Source organism: Mesorhizobium sp. M0227 (genome assembly GCF_040321855.1).
Taxonomy (GTDB): Bacteria; Pseudomonadota; Alphaproteobacteria; order Rhizobiales; family Rhizobiaceae; genus Mesorhizobium.
Genome location: NZ_JAMYSJ010000006.1, coordinates 117461 through 132653, shown reverse-complemented (window position 1 = coordinate 132653; position 15193 = coordinate 117461). Strand labels below are relative to the sequence as shown.

Below are 15193 nucleotides of genomic sequence, written 5' to 3'. Positions count from 1 at the left end.
TTAGCGCCCGTTAGCGCCCTTCAGGCGCGACTTGACGACCAGCGGCTGGATATAGGGCTCGAGCGATTTCAGCGTGCGCGCCAGCGCGCCGCGCATTTCGTCGACGGTCGCCACGCCTGCCGCCATCATCTCGTGGCGCGCCACTTCGTTGGTCAGGAGGAAATTGACGGCGCCGGCCAGCATGTCGCGATCGCGCACCAGCTTGGCGCCGCCGCTGTCGAGCAGACGCTGGTAGGCCTCGCGAAAATTCTGCACATTGCGCCCGGCGAGAACCGCCGTGTCGAGCATGGCCGGCTCCAGCGGGTTCTGGCCACCCTCGGAGGTAAGCGAGCGGCCGACGAAGGCGATTTCGGTCAGCCGGAGATAGAGTCCCATCTCGCCGATCGTGTCGCCGAGCAATATATCCGTGTCGGCGGCGATCCTGTCGCCCTTGCTGCGCCGCGCGACCTTCAGGCCCATGCCGGAAATTTGTGCCGCAAGCGCCTCGCCGCGATCGGGATGACGCGGAACGACGATCGTCAGCAGACCATGGTGGCGTTTGTGCAGCGTCGCGTGGACTTCAGCCGCGACCACTTCCTCGCCGTCATGGGTCGAGATCGCCGCCCAGGTCGGGCGCGTGCCTACCTGCCGCCGCAGCGTCGCCAGCGCCCGTTCGTCGACGGGCGGCGGCGAGGTATCGACCTTGAGATTGCCCGACACGGTGACCGGCCGCGCGCCTAGCGCCAGAAACCGCTCGCCATCGACATCCGACTGCGCCACGACGTGAGCCAGGTTCTCGAACAACGCCTCGGCGATGTTGGCCCGTTTCTTCCACGACTTGAACGAGCGGTCGGACAGCCTGCCATTGACCAGCACCTGCGGCACGCGGCGCGCGCCGAGCTCGAGGATGGTCATCGGCCAGATCTCGGATTCGGCGATGATCGCCAGATCCGGCTGCCAGTGATCAAGGAACCGGCTGACCGCCGGCTTCAGGTCGAGCGGTACGTATTGATGGATGATCCGATCACCGAGCCGCTCGTCGGCGACCTGCGCCGAGGTGACCGTGCCGGTCGTCAGCACGATGTTGACGCCGTAGTCGAGAATGCTTTCGACCAGCGGCACGACGGCTATGGTCTCACCGACGCTCGCGGCATGGATCCAGATCACCGGCCCGTCGGGGCGCGCGCGGCCGGCGACGCCATAGCGCTCGCGGCGGCGGTAGCGGTCTTCCTTGCCGCGCGAGGTGCGCCAGGCAACATAGGGCCCGACCAGCGGATAGGCTGCCGCACCCGCGAACCGGTAAGCCGACAGCATGGCCCGTGCCCAGCGGCCGCTCATCGCGGAGCATCCACGAGACGGTAGGCCTCGGCAGTCGCGGCATTGAGCGCGGTCGTCACTTCCTGGCGCTTGCGCTCCATTTCGGCGTCATCGGCGCCGGCCGCCACGAAGATCGGCTGGCCGATGACGATCGACGAACGGCCGAACGGCAGGTTGATGGTGGTCTTGTCCCAGCTCTTCTCCAGCACCTTGCGGCGGCTGGTGGTGATGGCGACGGGCACAAGCGGCCGGCCCGAGAGGCGGGCCAGGAGAACGATGCCAAGCCCTGCGTCTCGCGGCGTGCCGTGCGGAATATCTGCGATCATGGCGACGTTCTTGCCGACGGCGAGCGACTTTTTCAGGGCGATAAGCGCTTTTGCCCCACCCTTGTCGAGATGCCTGGCATTTTCCCGCCCGCCCGACCCGCGCACCGCCTCGATGCCGAATTTTTCCAGCATCAGCGCGTTGAGCTCGGCATCGGCGCTGCGTGAGACCATGGCGACCAGCGGCTTGCGCTTGGGGTAGTAGGCCGGCGTCAGCAGATGCTGGCCGTGCCACAAGGCTATGATGCCAGGCTCGAACTCGGTATAGGCGCCGCCCGAAAACCGCGCCGAGCCCTCCACGACGCGATTGGTGAGGCGCACGAAGCGGACGAACTGGGCGAACAGGCTGGCGATGGCGTTCTTGACGAATCGCGACTGCGCCAGCGGTTGGCGAATCTTGCGCCAGAAGGCCTTGGTCGTGCGGCTGCGTCCCCTGCCCGTGGGCGCGGCATCGCTTGCTGGCCCTTTCGCCAGGTCATGCTCCATCGAAGTCAACCGGAAGCCTTGTTGTCGGGGTCCAGCAGCCGGTGCAGATGAACGACGAAATAACGCATGTGGGCGTTGTCCACGCTGGCTTGCGCCTTGGCTTTCCATGCCGTGTGCGCGGATTGATAGTCGGGATAGATGCCGACGATGTCGAGCCCGTCGAGATCGCGGAATTCGGTACCGCCAAGCTTCTTCAGTTCGCCACCGAACACCAGATGCAAAAGCTGTTTCTTTCCGTCTTCCGCGGCCATGTCGGTCCTTCACATATCGTGAGTTTGTGACAGGTCTAGACCAAAGCCGCCGACTTTGGAACCTTTAGGGCGAGATGAATTCATCTCGCCCGGGAAAACGCTTTCACGCGTCCAGACCGGCGATGACGCCGGCGAGCACGGCCAGCAATTCACCGCTGCCTGCAGCGAGCGCGCCGTGACGGGTCACCTCGCCGGCATAGAGCGGAGCACGGCCATGCTGGTCGAGCAGCTGGCCGCCGGCCTCGCGCAAGATGAGGTCGGCCGCGGCGATGTCCCAGTCATGCGCGTTCGGCTTGACGAAAGTGGCATCCAGCGCGCCATTGGCAATCATGGCCAGCCGATAGGCGAGCGAAGGGCTGTAAGGCGCCCGTTTCAGCCGCGCCTGCCATTCGGCCGGCATCAGGTCGGTCAACTGCTTCAGCCCGGAAATCTCGGCCGTATCCGCCAGCTTGCGAACCGCAATGCGCTTGCCGTTGCGGAAAGCACCCTGGCCGGGCAGCGCCCAATAGGTCTCCTCCATCGCCGGGCATTCCAGCACGCCGGCCAGCGTACGGCCACGCTCGACGACGGCGACGCTGACGCACCAGGTGCGCTGGCCTTCCAGAAAACCGCGTGTGCCGTCGATCGGGTCGACGACGAAGGTCCGGCGTGCGGAAAGCCGGACCGGATCGTCGACCGTCTCTTCCGACAGCCAGCCATAGTCGGGCCGGGCCGCCAGCAGCGTTTCGCGCAGATAGGCGTCGGCGGCATGGTCGGCCTCGCTGACCGGCGATGTGCCGCCCTTCATCCAGACTTGTGGGCTGTTGCCGAAGTAGCGCATGGCGATGACCCCCGCCTCGCGGGCGGCATCGCGCAGCAGCGGCAAGTCCCCAGAGGCGCCGGAGATGGCCCCGGCTATGGTCAGGTCATGCTCCGGCAAGGGTCATGCCTTCGATCAGGAGCGTCGGCGCGGCGGTGCCGAAATTGCGGTCGAGGTCATCGGCCGGCACCATGTTGAGGAACATCGTCTTCAGGTTCGAGGCGATGGTGACCTCGGCGACCGGATAGGCAAGCTCGCCATTCTCGATCCAAAAACCGGAAGCGCCACGGCTGTATTCGCCAGTGATCATGTCGACGCCCTGGCCGAACACTTCGGTGACGTAGAAGCCGGTCCTGAGCGATTTGATCAGCTCTTCCGGCGACCGCTCGCCCGGTTCGATGGCGAGATTGGTGGAGGATGGCGTCACGGAGGAGCCGCCGCGCGCGCCGCGGCCGTTGGTGACGAGGCCCAGTTCCCTTGCAGCCGAGGTCGACAGGAACCAGTGGTTGAGCACGCCTTTCTCGACCATCAACAGCTTTTCGCCCTCGACGCCCTCGCCGTCGAACGGCCGCGAGGCCTGGCCACGCCGCCTGAGCGGCTCATCGGTGACGGTGATGGCGGACGCGGCCACCTGCCTGCCCATCATGTCACGCAGGAACGAGGTCTTGCGCGCCACCGAGGCGCCGTTGATGGCGCCAGCAAGATGGCCGGCGATGCCGCGCGCGACGCGCGGGTCGAACACCACGTCGACCGGCCCGGTCGCTGCCTTGCGCGCGCCGATGCGGCGCACCGCGCGTTCACCGGCCTTGCGGCCGATGTCCTCGGGCGCATCGAGATCGGCAAAGTGCTGGCGCGAGGAGAATTCATAGTCGCGCTCCATGCCGGTGCCCTCACCGGCGATGACGCTGGCCGAGCGCGAGAAACGCGAGCCGACATAATGGCCGAGGAAGCCGTGCGAGGTGGCCAGCACCAGGCCGCCGAGGCCGGCACCGGCGCTGGCGCCGGCCGAATTGGTCACGCCCTTGACGCCAAGCGCTGCCGCCTCCGCCGCCAATGCGGCTTCCTTCAACTGGTCGGCGGACACCACGGTGGCGTCGAACAGATCGAGATCGCGTGTCTGTTTGGCCAGCAATGCCGGGTCGGCCAACCCCTGATAGGGATCCTCAGGCGAGACTCTCGCCATGGAAACAGCGCGTTCGGCCAGCGTTTTCGGGTCGGACGCCGCTGTCGCCGAGACACTCGCCACGCGGCCGCCGACGAAAACACGCAGCGCGACATCCTCGCTCTCGGAGGCTTCGGTAGCCTCGACTTTGCCGAGACGCACCGACACGCCGGTCGAGCGGCCGCGCACGGCCACGGCGTCGGCGGCATCGGCGCCGGCCTTCTTGGCAGCCTCGACCAAGGCCGCGACGCGGTCGGTCAATTTTGCTGCGTCTGATATATCGGTCATGCCTGAAATCCTGCTGGTGCGGCCGGTGTGCGGCCGTTGCCCACCCATCTATTGTTCCGGTCCGGCTTGTGCAATGGCATAGGCTTCAATCAAAATGCAGGGTGGGCGGTTCAAAACCGCGAACCCTGTGACGCAAAATCGGTTCGCAGCTTGCACGGAGCATTTCGATGACGCCTTTCCATCTCGCCTTCCCGGTCCGTGATCTCGATGAAACCCGCGTTTTCTATGGCGAGGTGCTGGGCTGTGCGATCGGCCGTTCATCGGCGACCTGGGTCGATTTCGACCTTTACGGCCACCAGATGTCGGCGCATCTGCGTCCGCAGGCCGCACAGGCCCCCAGTGACGGCAAGGTCGACGGCATTGTCGTGCCGATCCCGCATTTCGGCGCCGTGCTCTTGATGGACGACTGGCAGCGCCTGGCGACGCGGCTGGAGGCGCGTGACGACATCGACTGGCTGGAACGGCCGATGGTGCGTTTCAAGGGCGAGCCCGGCGAACAGGCAACGCTTTTCATCCGCGACCCCTCGGGCAATGCCCTGGAATTCAAGGGTTTTCGCTCGCTGGAGCAGGTTTTCGCGCACTAGCTCAGATCGGGGGCATCCGTCGATCAACGGCCGAAACGGCCCGCCGCGAAAGGTGCGAGCCGAGCCGGACCGCCGCGTCCGCCGATCAAGTCGGCGACCAGCCGCGCGGTGATCGGAGCCAGCGTCAGGCCGAGATGGCCGTGCCCGAAAGCATGAATTACGCGGGAGCTGCCGCGCGAAGCGCCGATGACCGGCCTGGAATCCGGCAGGGACGGCCGGAAGCCGAGCCATTGCGAGGCAGGCGAGCCGAGCCCGGGAAAAATTTGCCTGGCGCCACGGTCAAGCAGTGCCAGCCGGCGCGGATTTGGCGGCGCGACCAGGCCGCCGAGTTCGACGGTGCCGGCGACCCGCAAGCGGCCAGCCATCGGCGTCAGGTAGAAACCAAGATCGACGGGACAGACAGGTCGGTTGAGCAGCGGCGCGTCGGTGTGGAATTCGAGATGATAGCCGCGCTCGGTCTCGAGCGGAATCCTGTCGCCGGCCTGCGCGGCCAGTGCGCGCGACCGTGCACCGGCGGCGATCACCACCGTGCCAGCCTTGATGCGAACGCCGGGTCCGCTGAGCTGGACACCGTCAGCCTCGACCTGCAGTCCGGTGATCTCAGCCTGCTTCACCGATGCACCACGGGCACTCACCGCGCCCAGCAACCGCCGCATCACCATTGCCGGATCGGTGACATTGATCGAGTCGGGAAAATACACGCCATGCGCTGCTGTCGCCGGCAGGCCCGGCTCAAGCGCCGCCACCTCTTCGGGAGTCAGCACCTCTTGGCGGATGCCAAACCCAGCGCGCATTGCCCGGCCGCTGGCGCCAGCGGCAAAATCGCTCTCGCGGCGATAGAGGTAAAGACAGCCATTGCGGCGCAGCTGGTCCTCCAGGCCGGCCTCCCCGGCCATGTCTTCCCAGGCCGGGAGGGCGTCGGCCAGCAGTCCGGCGAGCGCCAGCGCATTGGCCCGGGTGGCCGCCGGCAGCGATTGCCGCATGAACCGAACGAGCCATGGCGCCAGCTGCAGCAGCGCCGGCCAGCGCAGCGAAAACGGGCTGTCGGGATCAAGCAGCAGCTTTGGCAACGCCCGCAGCACCGCAGGAGTGCCGACCGGCATGCAGGCATATTCGGCGATCGTTCCGGCATTGCCTGATGACGCGCCGGAGCCCGGCTCGTTCGGATCGATGAGCAGGACTTCGCGGCCGTCCGCGACAAGGCGAAGTGCCGTCGCCAGCCCGACAACTCCGGCGCCGACAATGGCGATTTCGACCGTTTCAGAAGCAGCCACTGTAGATCTTCCGATTGACCTTGAAATCCAGTACCGATCATGTGGTCTCTTGGTTCGGGGTCACGGTCCAGTCTTGATCCCTGGAATCGAATAGGCCAGATCTTTCCGCGCCTCAGGCAACAGGCGTCCAGATCACGTCCTCGATTTTTTGCGCGCCTGTCGCCAGCATGACGAGCCGGTCGAAGCCGAGCGCGATGCCGCTGGCCGGCGGCATGATGGCAAGCGCGGCGAGGAAATCCTCGTCGAGCGGATAGCGCTCGCCATAGATGCGCTGTTTCTCATCCATCTCGATGATGAAGCGCCGGCGCTGCTCCTTGGCGTCGGTCAGTTCGCCAAAGCCGTTGGCGAGCTCGACGCCGCAGCAATAGAGCTCGAAACGCTCCGCCACGCGCGGGTCGCGTGGGCTCGGCCGTGCCAGTGCCGCCTCGGCCACCGGATATTCGCACAGGATGGTCGTTCGTCCCTGCCCGAGGAATGGCTCGATTTTTTCCACCATCACCCGGCTGAACAGGTCGGCCCAGCTGTCGTCGGGCGCGGTACGCATGCCGGCCCGGATCAAGGCGGCGTATAGCGCGTCGCGATCGGTGCTGCCGTCGGCGGCGACCGTGGCCAGCAGATCGATGCCGGCATGGCGAGAGAAGGCATCTGCCACCGTCAGCCGTTCCGGCTCGGCGAACGGATCGCAGTCGCGGCCACGAAACGAGAAAAGAGTAGCCCCTGCCCTTGTCGCGGCCAGCGCCAGGAAGGCCGCGCAATCCAGCATCAGGCTCTCATAGGCTTCGCCCACGCGATACCATTCGAGCATGGTGAATTCGGGATGGTGCAAGGGGCCGCGCTCGCGGTTGCGATAGACCGGACCGAAGCTGAAAATGCGCTGCTCGCCGGCGGCGAGCAACTTCTTGCAGGCAAACTCCGGCGAGGTGTGGAGATAAAGCGGCGCCCTTGCGCCGTCCGGCCCGATCGCATCGGTGGCGAAAGCCGCCAGATGCGCCTCGTTGCCGGGCGAGACCTGCAGGGCCGCCGTCTGCACCTCGACGAAATCATGGGCGGCGAACCAGTCGCGCAGGCTGGCGGCGATGCCGTTGCGCAGCATCAGCCGCGGGCGGCGGTCGGCATGAACGTCAGGCGTCCACCAGGGCGAAGCTTCGGTCATGCGGCTCGGATCATGGTGGAAGGGGGCTGGCGGTGGCGGCCAAGATGCGGTAGGCCCCCATCCAGCGCCGCACAAGCCGGCAAACGCCAGTCAACTCTTCTTGCAGGATTTAAAACCGTGGTGAAAGTCATCGCCAGTTCGCTCCGCAAAGGCAACGTCGTCGACAAGGACGGCAAGCTTTATGTGATCCTCTTTGCCGAAAACATCCACCCAGGCAAGGGCACGCCTGTAACGCAGCTCGACATGCGCCGCATCGGCGACGGGGTGAAAGTTTCGGAGCGCTACCGCACCACCGAACAGGTGGAGCGCGCCTATGTGGAAGAGCGCGAGCATACCTTCCTCTATCGCGACGGCGAAGGCTTTCATTTCATGAACCCGGAAAGCTACGACCAGGTCGCGGTGTCGGAAGCCGTGGTCGGCGACATGGCGCCTTACCTGCTGGAAGGCATGGCCGTGCAGGTGTCGCAGTTCAACGGCATTGCTATTTCCCTGGTGCTGCCGCAGCGCGCCACCTTCGAAGTGGTGGAAACCGAGCCGACGACCAAGGGCCAGACGGCCTCGTCATCCTACAAGCCGGCCGTGCTGTCCAACGGCGTGCGCACCCTGGTGCCGCCGCACATCGCGCCGGGCACCCGCGTTGTGGTGATGACCGCCGATGGGGCCTATGTGGAGCGGGCGAAGGACTGAGGGCGCCGGGGTCTTTTGCCTTCAGGGGTGAAGCGGGCGAAGGCGGTTATTCCTCAGCGATAGCTTCGCGCCAGACGCCGAATGGGGCCGGAAGCGGACAGGCACCTAATGGGTTGCACATCGGAAAGGGTGTCGCCTACCCTGTCGACCTCTAGCCCTTCTTTCTACGGTTGTAGATACGAATTTCGTCTGTAAAGAACGTCCGCTTGGAAGAAGAAATAATGAAGCGCGATTCCAACCATTCTACAAGCTCAAGATTTTCGGGCGTTGTCGGTATCGTTGGTTGCTTCCAACCTGGCTCAATCTCCGAAAATGGCTTAGGCAATTGATTGAGCGTTGCCCATACCTCTTCGTCTGACAACGTCTTTTGGCATCTGTTAAACAGCGAAATCTGAGTCGCAATTGGCTTAGAATGTATAATTAGAGCTTGAGCCACTTCCGCACTCAAGCCACCCAAATCTGCACCGGCACGGTGGAATATCTGTCCGATAACCGACGCGCGATCTGGCAAACTGGCCAATAACGTCAAATCCATATCGGCAATGATCTTTAGCTTTCGATCGTCACTAATTTTTGAACTCAAAAGATTCTGACGAAAATCGTCGTCCAACGTAAACTTCGCTTTATCAGCCAGGTAACGATCAATGTTGTTCGCGACATAAACAACTCGTAGATTTTCCTTTCCATCTAAGAACGCGAAGCTGTCTTCTGCAAACGTTATGGTCCTCTCTTCAATCAATATTTGCAACTTTTCCAAGCTGACCCCACTTGGGAACTGCTTGAATTGCTTTGGAAGGGCTCGGATATAGGCCCTGTAGGCACTATCGCTAAAGTCACTATTCTTTAGCAGGAACTGGCGCAATGGCAGGGCAGACTCCTGATCCGCCACAGCGGTTGAAGAAAGAATGGACAGGGATTCGTCGTGATCCAAATAGGCTGTGAGTGTCATCGGATCAAAATTCTCGCTGGCCAAATATGCCAAGCAATTCTCCCATGAAGCTTCCATCTTTCGGTGGCGAAACATCATCGAATGTAGGCGTGCAGGAACTTGAACGAGTGAGGGAAGTTTTGCGGATTGCTTTGCGATGAACTGCTCAAGATATTTGCCATCGATTGCATCATGGCTGATCACTTCAATGATCGCCCACACCTCTTCTTCGGTATTGGTGTCTGATTGGAGAAGAATGCCCCTGAGATAGAGATCGAAATCACTTTTAATCTTGTCGACCAGGGCTAGATTCTCAGTTCTCAAGACAGTTGTATAATGCTTGACTTGCAGGTCGCGCATAGCGGTCAAACCGTACACATCTCGAAACACGAACTCCAAGTTCTCAATAGAAAGTTCGTATTGCCCTTCTTCGGCTATCAGCCGGGCTATGGCCGGGTAATCCCTTATGCTCCTGAGATCTTTCAACTCAAATTTAAGTAGCGCCAATCGACTAGGTTCAAAATCGATCCCCAAAGCCAAGATTTTGGACAGGTTGATGGCGATATTCTCGGAGATTCCAGCAGCCTTCTGATGCAGAGATGAAATATCCCTCTCCGGCAGATGCGCAATCATCCGTGCAATATGGCTAGCGCTATCAGGAGACGAAATCGCGGTAGACACGAATCCTGGCCACCTGCTGGCTAGAGCAGATGTCAGTTCGGTGACGCGCTTTCCTCTTTCATAATAGATTGAAAAGAATGTACCACACGCGGAAAAATTTGAAGATATGTAGCCAATCAACTTCTCGATCTGCGAGCCATATTCGCGTGGGTCGCTGAACATGCAGTCAACCAGAGCTTTGTTGAGCGCGAAAGACTGACGGAAATCGTCTTCGCGCATTCCCGCAATAACTTCTTTGGGATTATCGATCTGAAAATCTGGTGCCGGATTGTTGAAGCTCCGTATCTGAATCAAGTACTTGTTGTCATTTGGGGATAGACGCCCCGAATGGAATAAAGATGTGTATTGATAATAGCTGTCGTCGAGAAATCCCTCAAGAACTAAAAACTTCACCAGCTCTTTGTTCTCACCAAAAGCCTCGAACAGCTCTCGCGTGCCTTTCGCGTCGTTCCGAATGATCTCGTTGAATTTTGTCGTACGCAGCGTCGAAATTTTCACCCTGAGATCTCGAACGGCTAGTGCAGCCGCGTCCTTGGCTTCGCCGGACTTGTGATGGAGCTCTGCTTTCCGTTCTTGGTAGGTTTTTTCAGAATTGACCTCTTTTTGCAAACCGCTGATGTTGATCCTCTGCGCGTGACCCTGCGGCGAACGAAATACGATCTCTGCCGCCTCAATGAGTTCGTCGAATTGTTGATGATTTCCAATAGTCTGTATTGCGTCGTTCCGCGCACCATTGAATTCGATCAAGGTGTAACCCAATGGCGCTTTCGTGAGCAACGTCAGTGCATAAATCTTGCGGAGCTCTTCCAAATCTGTGGGCAGTTGCTTTTCAGCATTGCTAATATGACGCTCTAATTCAGATATCTTATTTTTATAATTGATCTCAGAATTCGCGACATAATCATCATGCTTATGGAGTATACCTGCGACCTTCCCTTTTTCGCGGTGCAGTTCTTCAAAATCGCTGGGGAGTACATTCTTGTAAATCAGGATAGCGAGCAGCTTGTTCGCATCGAGAATGTTCTCGCCATCCGTCTCCAGATTTGCGACGTAAACAGCGTACTCATTGAAGATATTTTGTATCAACCGCAGATCATTAAGGTAGCGCGACACCTCGCGCAGAAACTGACGATCAAGCCGTTTGTCTAGGGACAAACGCTCCCCTTGTTCAATAACTTTGTCGATCGAGTTAGAGCTATTTATAATCGGGATCACCGGAACGATAAATTCGAAGAATTTTGTCCGATCCGTGTTCACGAACATGTTGTCTCGAAGCGCATAGAGGAAACGTATCTGCCGCTTCACGCCTGCATTGGCGTTTATGAGACTGTTTATTTCGCGCAAGGTTACAAAGACGTCTGGATTATTAAACCTATCTAAATCCTCAATGATTACGAGGTCATACTTGGTTGATTGGAAGAAATAGATAATTTCATCCAAGTGCCGATTCAAAATTGACTCTTCTGCTGCGGTCTCCGAAGCGATCTCGATATCCCGTAGAGATATACTCTTCAGAGACACGCCTAAGCTCTTTACATATATGTAATGCAATAATTGCCACACAAACAAGAACCCTACTGAAAAACTAACGAAGTTAAACCAGTTAGTATAATCTTTAGGTTTGAAAAAAGCTCCACTTGTTATTTCTGTGCTGTTCTGCAGTAAGTGCCAGCAGGCGATCAAGCCAACCATAATGAATAAGGAAATGAGCCAGGACGACCATTGTGGCGACTGAATTCTCTTAAACCGTGACAGGGGTAGGTTATTGGCATCTGCGCCGTAGAGCATCTGTTGCAGGATGCTTCGTTCAATTTCCTGCTTGCTAACAGTGGCTCGTTGGGGATACCTGACCTCAGTTGTTGAGACCGATCCGTCAGCTTCAGGCAAGAAGGCCGCAAGAGATATTTGGAGGACCGGCCTTTCGTATTTGGTCAGGAATGTTTTTATGATGCTGCTTTTTCCTGAGCCGTATGGTCCGGTCAGCGCAATATTCGATACATTCGGATTGTTGGTTGCATAGGTTAGAGCATCCGAATAGATGCCGGACCTATCTGCTTTGTCGGTCGGTGCAAGATCGACATACCTTGGGGGTGGGGCGCCTGCGTCATGGTCGACTAAACGGAGCCATAGCTTTGAAAAAAAGGTCAAATTGGCCACCGGACTCCAGATTCAGATGTTCTTACTTTGTACCAAATTCGTTGGCGGCTTCAAACAAGAATCGGCTGTAGCGCACAGAATTCCAGGATACGTATTTTGCGTATACTGGTCTCCGTCGTGACAAGTTAGAAGCGCTGACTTGCCTAGATCGCTTCGGCGTTGACGCTGGGACCAAAACGCCCCTTCTACGATCCGTCGAATGACGGCTCATGGGATAGGTCTATTGGCAGTCGAACGTCCGACATTGGGCGCGTTACCGCCCAGCCGTAACTCCCCTCGCTGCGGTCGTTAGCCTTTCGCTCCGGCACGGAAAGCTCCTGCCCGAAGCTACCGCTCGAAACGAGCCTTCAATGCCGCATCGGCCCCCCCGATCCGGACTGCATTCAGGATGGCCAAAGCGGCTTCGCCCGCTCAACGCGATATCTTTTCTCGAACTCACGGAGCACCATTTCGAGCGTTGCCTCAAAAGCACCCTGATCGAACATCATCGATTTCTTCGCCTCGTGAAGGTAGCGCCAGTCGGTAAAGGCATCTTGGTGTTGATGCAGAATGTGGCGAATGCTGTAGTCCATGTAGAAACCGTTGGGATGATACGGGAGCACTGACCTTTTGAACTCAGCGTCGAGTTTCTCTTGGCTTTCGGGCTTTAGGCGATCAAACAGCTTCATCAAATTGTGCGATTTGGCAACTCTTGGATCGTCGTGGTCGAAGACGAACCACGCTTTGAGTGCTAGCTCCATCGAAAGCGCCAAAAGCATCGGTTCAACACCGACGTGTTCGCGTTCGCTCAGGTCTGCATGCTCTCCGAATTCTCGACTTGGAAAGCTCTGAGTTTTTCGAAAGATCGCCTTTGCGGCTTCCCCGATCCTAATGGCAGTCGATAAGCGCGCACTCATTAGAGATCCATTGATGTAAACTGGCTCTGGAGCTTGTCCCGAGATATTGCAAGAACGCAATCGCTTAGGCTAGGTGGCACGGAATGAGGTGCATAGCCGCCATTCATCCGTGAACTCGCCTATATCCGCACCAGGTCAAATGCGACCGTTCTATGGGTCGCATTTTGCTCGCTTAAGCCGGCTCAGCAAGCGGAGTAGGCGTCACGCCTCAGCGGCACGCCACCACCCTCACCCAGCCACCCGCTTCCGTCGTTTCCCCTTCCCGCCCTCGCCTCAACCGCCTTCTCCACCTGCCGCTTCAGCTCGTCCTGGTATCCACTGTCTCGTTCATCAGCGCGCCGATTTCAGGAAGTCGAGCACGCGGTACTTCGACACCCCCGGGCGGATCAATATGTCGGGGTGCGCCGTCAGGCCGGCTGAGGTCATGCGTGTCTCGATCACTAACCGAAGACGACAAGGCGTCGCGATTTTTTTCATGAAGCGTGTCGCAAAGCGCCCACGCGGTTCGTCCTTTGACGGAAAGGGAGAGCGCTATGCGAAAACTTATAGTAACCGAATTCATCAGCGTCGATGGCATTGCTGAGGTCGAGAAGCTGCCCAGCGTGACCTGGAACGACGAGATGAACAGGTTCAAGGAGGACGAGCTTGCCGACAGCGGCGCCATGCTTTTGGGGCGCACGACCTATGAGATCTTTGCCGGCTCCTGGCCAACGGAAACCGGAGATTTTGCCGACCGGTTCAACGCGCTGCCGAAATATGTCGCCTCAAACAGCCTGAAGGCGCTCGACTGGAAGCCGGCCGAATTGCTGAAAGGGCCTCTGCCGGAAGCGGTCAGGACGCTGAAGCAAGGCAGCGGCGGCAACATCTACGTGCATGGCAGCCTCAGCGTCGCGCAGGAATTGCTGCGCCACGGCCTGGTCGACCGCGTCAGGCTGCTCAGCTATCCAGGCGCCGTCGGCCAGGGCAAGCCGCTGTTCCCAGGCGGCGCGGCGGTGACGCTCGACCTGATTTCCGCAAAGCCGTTTAGCAACGGCGTGGTGGCGCTAGAGTATGCGCCGATGACGGCTAAGTCGTAAGACGGTTGGGCTCTCTCCTCTCAGGTGAAGGAAAGATGCACTTCACCCGACCTGTTTCCCCCGCCTCCCCTTGATGGCGGCGCTATTCCTCGCCTCAACCACCTTCTCAACCTGCCGCTTCAGCTCATCCTTGATATCGACCGTCTCGTTCATCAAGGCGTCGATCTTCAGGAAATCGAGGACGCGGTATCTCGAGACTGCCGGGCGGACCAGGATGTCGGGGCGGCATTGCTTCAGCTTGTTGGCGGTGATCGACTGCATCATCAATTGCGTGGCGCCGAACATCAGGTCGACGGAGGTGGGCTGTTTGCGGTCGGCCTCTTCCGGCGCGCCGACGACGTCGACGCCGATGATGATGTCGGCGTCGTTTTCGATCAGGTCGAACGGCACGGGATTGTAGATGCCGCCGTCGATCAGCAGCCTGCCGTCGCGCGTCACCGGCCGGAACACGGCGGGGATGGCCGCCGAGGCCGCCAGCGCCGAGTGCAGGTCGCCGTCTTCGAAGACAGCGAGCTTGTGGCCGAAATAGTCGGTCGCAGTCACCTTCAGCGGGATTTGCAGCTCGCCGAAGGTTTCGGGAATGGCTTCGGGCAGAAAGGCTTTCAGGATGCGCTCGACATTGAACTGGCTGACGCGGATGCCACCCTGCATGGCTTCGGCGATGGTGCCCGGCCGCGCCCGCCACATGCGGCTCGCCACTTGGGCGCGGCGGCCGAGGATCGAGCGGGCATAGTCGTGGATGTCCTTGCCGGTCATGCCCGATGCCATGCCGGCGCCCATGATGGCGCCGATCGACGAGCCGGCAATCGCCACCGGCTTGATGCCCAACTCGTCCAGCGCCTCGATGACATGAATATGCGCCAGCCCGCGCGCGCCGCCGCCGCCGAAGGCGATGCCGAAGCTAGGCGCCATTTTGCGTGACTCCTGCCTCGTTTCTGGCCGGCGACGGAGACCGCCAATTGTTGAAGTTGGCGCCGCCCCTCACCTGCCTGCCGGCATCCTCTCTCCGTATAGTGACGGGGAGAAGGGTGCTGCCATCGCCGATTTCGCCAATCACCAAGGTTGCAAGGTGGGGGCCGAGGTTGCGGCCAACCCCCTTCTCCCCGTTACTATACGGGGAGAAGTGCCCGGCAGGGCGATGAGGGGCGGCGC

13 protein-coding genes are annotated in these 15193 nt (G+C 60.0%); 3 read left to right on the top strand and 10 right to left on the bottom strand.

The features are described from left to right. The 5 genes from waaA to NKJ00_RS10950 form a co-directional block, all read right to left on the bottom strand. Complete coding sequence (waaA, locus tag NKJ00_RS10970) at positions 1-1317, bottom strand: lipid IV(A) 3-deoxy-D-manno-octulosonic acid transferase (RefSeq protein ID WP_128305059.1); 1317 nt, start codon at positions 1315-1317, stop codon at positions 1-3. Then, positions 1314-2105 (bottom strand): lysophospholipid acyltransferase family protein, encoded by a 792-nt coding sequence (locus NKJ00_RS10965; protein ID WP_013532344.1) that lies wholly within the window; start codon positions 2103-2105, stop codon positions 1314-1316. The genes waaA and NKJ00_RS10965 overlap by 4 nt, the downstream gene beginning before the upstream one ends. A 5-nt stretch (positions 2106-2110) precedes the next feature. Then, on the bottom strand, positions 2111-2356 hold the full coding sequence (locus tag NKJ00_RS10960; protein WP_127288992.1) for a DUF4170 domain-containing protein: 246 nt from the start codon (positions 2354-2356) through the stop codon (positions 2111-2113). Positions 2357-2459: 103 nt separating this feature from the next. Beyond that, complete coding sequence (locus tag NKJ00_RS10955; protein WP_128304770.1) at positions 2460-3275, bottom strand: 3'(2'),5'-bisphosphate nucleotidase CysQ; 816 nt, start codon at positions 3273-3275, stop codon at positions 2460-2462. Then, positions 3262-4605 (bottom strand): TldD/PmbA family protein, encoded by a 1344-nt coding sequence (locus NKJ00_RS10950; RefSeq protein WP_352629710.1) that lies wholly within the window; start codon positions 4603-4605, stop codon positions 3262-3264. The genes NKJ00_RS10955 and NKJ00_RS10950 overlap by 14 nt, the downstream gene beginning before the upstream one ends. 167 nt (positions 4606-4772) lie before the next feature. Between NKJ00_RS10950 and NKJ00_RS10945 the strand changes: the two genes are divergently transcribed. Then, a complete protein-coding gene (locus tag NKJ00_RS10945; RefSeq protein ID WP_013532348.1) occupies positions 4773-5189 on the top strand; it encodes a VOC family protein in 417 nt (138 codons plus the stop codon). Positions 5190-5212: 23 nt separating this feature from the next. Here the strand turns inward: NKJ00_RS10945 and NKJ00_RS10940 are convergent, their stop codons facing one another. Continuing rightward, positions 5213-6463 (bottom strand): NAD(P)/FAD-dependent oxidoreductase, encoded by a 1251-nt coding sequence (locus tag NKJ00_RS10940; protein WP_352629708.1) that lies wholly within the window; start codon positions 6461-6463, stop codon positions 5213-5215. A gap of 112 nt (positions 6464-6575) precedes the next feature. Beyond that, positions 6576-7616 carry an EF-P lysine aminoacylase EpmA gene (gene epmA / locus NKJ00_RS10935; RefSeq protein ID WP_352629706.1) on the bottom strand — a complete coding sequence of 347 codons (1041 nt, stop codon included), beginning with the start codon at positions 7614-7616 and terminating at the stop codon, positions 6576-6578. Positions 7617-7733: 117 nt separating this feature from the next. Here epmA and efp point away from each other — a divergent pair, with 117 nt between their 5' ends. Beyond that, complete coding sequence (gene efp / locus NKJ00_RS10930; RefSeq protein ID WP_027038615.1) at positions 7734-8303, top strand: elongation factor P; 570 nt, start codon at positions 7734-7736, stop codon at positions 8301-8303. Positions 8304-8454: 151 nt separating this feature from the next. Here efp and NKJ00_RS10925 read toward each other — a convergent pair whose 3' ends face one another. Then, complete coding sequence (locus NKJ00_RS10925) at positions 8455-12069, bottom strand: YobI family P-loop NTPase (RefSeq protein ID WP_352629704.1); 3615 nt, start codon at positions 12067-12069, stop codon at positions 8455-8457. Positions 12070-12452: 383 nt separating this feature from the next. After that, positions 12453-12965, bottom strand: coding sequence for a hypothetical protein (locus tag NKJ00_RS10920; RefSeq protein WP_352629702.1), 513 nt, complete (start codon positions 12963-12965; stop codon positions 12453-12455). A 533-nt stretch (positions 12966-13498) separates the two neighbouring features. Between NKJ00_RS10920 and NKJ00_RS10915 the strand changes: the two genes are divergently transcribed. Then, a complete protein-coding gene (locus tag NKJ00_RS10915) occupies positions 13499-14041 on the top strand; it encodes a dihydrofolate reductase family protein (protein WP_292459269.1) in 543 nt (180 codons plus the stop codon). A gap of 42 nt (positions 14042-14083) precedes the next feature. Here the strand turns inward: NKJ00_RS10915 and NKJ00_RS10910 are convergent, their stop codons facing one another. Further along, positions 14084-14953, bottom strand: a complete 870-nt coding sequence (locus NKJ00_RS10910; protein WP_128309988.1) for a patatin-like phospholipase family protein — start codon at positions 14951-14953, stop codon at positions 14084-14086. Positions 14954-15193 lie beyond the last annotated feature (240 nt).

Coding starts and splice junctions, on each gene's coding strand:
- NKJ00_RS10950 (WP_352629710.1), bottom strand. CDS start 4,605: ATGACCGATATATCAGACGCAGCAAAATTGACCGACCGCGTCGCGGCC.
- NKJ00_RS10945 (WP_013532348.1), top strand. CDS start 4,773: ATGACGCCTTTCCATCTCGCCTTCCCGGTCCGTGATCTCGATGAAACC.
- waaA (WP_128305059.1), bottom strand. CDS start 1,317: ATGAGCGGCCGCTGGGCACGGGCCATGCTGTCGGCTTACCGGTTCGCG.
- epmA (WP_352629706.1), bottom strand. CDS start 7,616: ATGACCGAAGCTTCGCCCTGGTGGACGCCTGACGTTCATGCCGACCGC.
- NKJ00_RS10920 (WP_352629702.1), bottom strand. CDS start 12,965: ATGAGTGCGCGCTTATCGACTGCCATTAGGATCGGGGAAGCCGCAAAG.
- NKJ00_RS10915 (WP_292459269.1), top strand. CDS start 13,499: ATGCGAAAACTTATAGTAACCGAATTCATCAGCGTCGATGGCATTGCT.
- NKJ00_RS10965 (WP_013532344.1), bottom strand. CDS start 2,105: ATGGAGCATGACCTGGCGAAAGGGCCAGCAAGCGATGCCGCGCCCACG.
- NKJ00_RS10960 (WP_127288992.1), bottom strand. CDS start 2,356: ATGGCCGCGGAAGACGGAAAGAAACAGCTTTTGCATCTGGTGTTCGGT.
- NKJ00_RS10910 (WP_128309988.1), bottom strand. CDS start 14,953: ATGGCGCCTAGCTTCGGCATCGCCTTCGGCGGCGGCGGCGCGCGCGGG.